We start from the raw sequence: 2,369 nt of genomic DNA, 5'->3' as shown, positions 1-2,369 counted from the left end.
TTACGCAACAAAGCCGTGAAACACGTAAGACATGAACGTCCCTTCCTAGTGACTATTTTCTAAGCATAGTCAGGAAGATACGATTTATAAGCATAGTCAGGAAGATACGATTTATAAGCAAGGTAAGAAAAGTGCACCGCCATGAGCATTTGGAATACCATAACCCAAACACTAAAAAAACCTTACAAATAAGAACCTTAGAAAAATATACTCAGCTTTATTCAAGGGAGGACTACAGGTGACCGAAAGCTATATTAATAACGGATAAAGCCCCTTCGTTTCCCTTCTGAAACTAAGCTTCTAGAACTCAGTGCTTGCTAGCAAATTCCACATAAGCATCACTCATTTATCTGATCTGGATTAAAGATCAAATCAACATCGCAACGCTCTTCTTCAATATGCACTAGATTGATTAAATCATATGCCATTACGGAGCCTTTATATGAAATCAACATGGATTCCTTTCGCCCTCTCCAGTCTTGCACTAACGGGTTGTTTTTCAGACGAAACCAAACAAGCAGAAGCCGTTGTCGAGCCAATTAAAGTGACCGCTGCAGATAAGATATTCTTTGGTGGCGATATCCTCACGATGGCCGGAGATACCCCAGAATACGCCGAAGCGATTGCAACATTAGGAGAGAAAATCATCTATGTCGGCAGCAAAGAAGGCGCAATGGAGCATAAATTTGGCAAGACCCAGCTGGTTGATTTAAAGGGGAAAGCTTTACTCCCCGGCTTTATTGATCCTCACAGCCATGTTTATGGTGTTGGCTTGCAGGCAATGGTGGCAAATGTGCTTCCTTCTCCTGATGGGCAAGCAGACGCAGTAGATGACGATTTGGCCAGCATATCAACACTTTGAGGAAACAACAAAAGGCAGTTTAGAAGTCGGTAAAAACGCTGATTTGATCATTTTAGATAAAAACTAACTAAAGGTAGAACCTGACACTTTGAAGGACTTAAAAGTTCAACAAACTATCAGCCGAGGTGAAACCGCTTATCAACGCTAAAGCTATCAAACGTTTGAATTAACACCGCCTCATCTAAGGCGGTATTGTTTTGTTAATCAGTCACATATCGATTAGCTCGTAATCTACGCGAGAGAATGCGGCCCTTTGTTATCTAAACTAATATTTTAGCTAAACTTATTAGGACAAAAAACCAAGGCTAGGAAAGGCACATGACAAAAATCGCATCATGGATGATGGGAGCTCTGCTCTTGTTCTGCAGTCATTTAACTCAAGCAAGTGATCCTTTTCCACTTTCTCCCCCAAACCTTTCGACGCCACAACAAGCGATAATAAGCTTCAATGATCTAGTGGCTGAAGCGAATCAAGAGCTTAATCTTATACTGGCTGATCAAAAGCACAACACTGAGCCTAATCGACAGAAAGTGTATGCACTTTTCGATAAAGCAACTCAAGTCTTTGACTTAAGTGATGTGCCTGATTCTAGCCAAAATAGAGTGGCACTCGAGTCCGTGATGCTAATGAAAGAGATTCTCGACCGAGTGCCTCTCATTGAGCTTTCCAAAATTCCAAATAGCAATGCACTAGCACAGTGGAGAGTCCCAGAAACAGATTTAGAACTAGTGAAGCAGGCCGATGGTCAATATCGCTTTTCCCAGCAAACCGTAAAAGGGTTGTATCGCGACTACCTTCTAGTCAAGCACTTACCCTCTCATTCCGAAGCATCCCTCGACTACTTTAAATACTACTCACTGAGTGCTGGACGTTTAGTTCCGCCACACTGGTTTTATCTTATCGAATCCTTGCCGGACGTATTTATGGTCGAGTATTGGAGCCAAGCCCTCTGGCAATGGCTGGGGTTAACCATATCGTTCATGGTAATGAGCGGCGTTCTCATTCTTCTGTTCCACAATGTTAGTGCGCCTGTAACAAGATCAATTCTCGCCGTATTAACCTTGAGCGGTTTTCTATACCTTGCAGACTACCAACTTAATTTAACGGGCACGTTAATGTCGACGTTGAATATAGTTATAGAACTCATCTGTTGGCTCTTGATCAACCAAGTCGCTTACCTTGTTATCTATCAAGCTTGTCGCCTACTGATGAAGAAACAACGCTCGAATTCAACATTACGTCATAGCCTGGCACAAATTATTGGTACTCTTTTGGGCTCCATGGCTGTGATCGCTTGCCTCGGTTACGGTTTAAATCGATTAGGGGTACCTGTATACGGAATCGTAACAGGATTGAGTCTTGGAGGGATGGCCATTGCGCTCGCAATTCGCCCCACAATGGAGAACTTAATTGGTGGTGTCATTTTGTTTTTGGACAAATCTTTGTCGGTTGGGGATTACTGCCAAATTGGCAATCAATCAGGCGTTATATACCCGTTCAACTTGA

At 42.5% G+C, this 2,369-nt stretch carries 2 protein-coding genes and 1 pseudogene; all 3 read left to right on the top strand.

Features of this window, described 5'->3' with window-relative positions:
* Nucleotides 1-442: 442 nt before the first annotated feature.
* Nucleotides 443-829: pseudogene (locus tag KIV40_RS07055) on the top strand (amidohydrolase family protein); the annotation flags it as partial.
* A gap of 1 nt (nucleotide 830) precedes the next feature.
* On the top strand, nucleotides 831-929 hold the full coding sequence (locus tag KIV40_RS35590; protein WP_369524849.1) for an amidohydrolase family protein: 99 nt from the start codon (nucleotides 831-833) through the stop codon (nucleotides 927-929).
* Between the two features lie 251 nt (nucleotides 930-1,180).
* Nucleotides 1,181-2,369, top strand: a 1,189-nt coding sequence (locus KIV40_RS07050; RefSeq protein ID WP_285348443.1) for a mechanosensitive ion channel family protein, incomplete at its 3' end; no start/stop codon positions are given.

It is taken from the genome of Vibrio sp. D173a (genome assembly GCF_030248475.1).
This window is presented reverse-complemented; position numbering and strand designations above follow the sequence as displayed.

What these genes read in the sequence shown, in the direction of transcription:
- KIV40_RS35590 (WP_369524849.1), top strand. Translation starts at nt 831, where the DNA reads ATGACGATTTGGCCAGCATATCAACACTTTGAGGAAACAACAAAAGGC.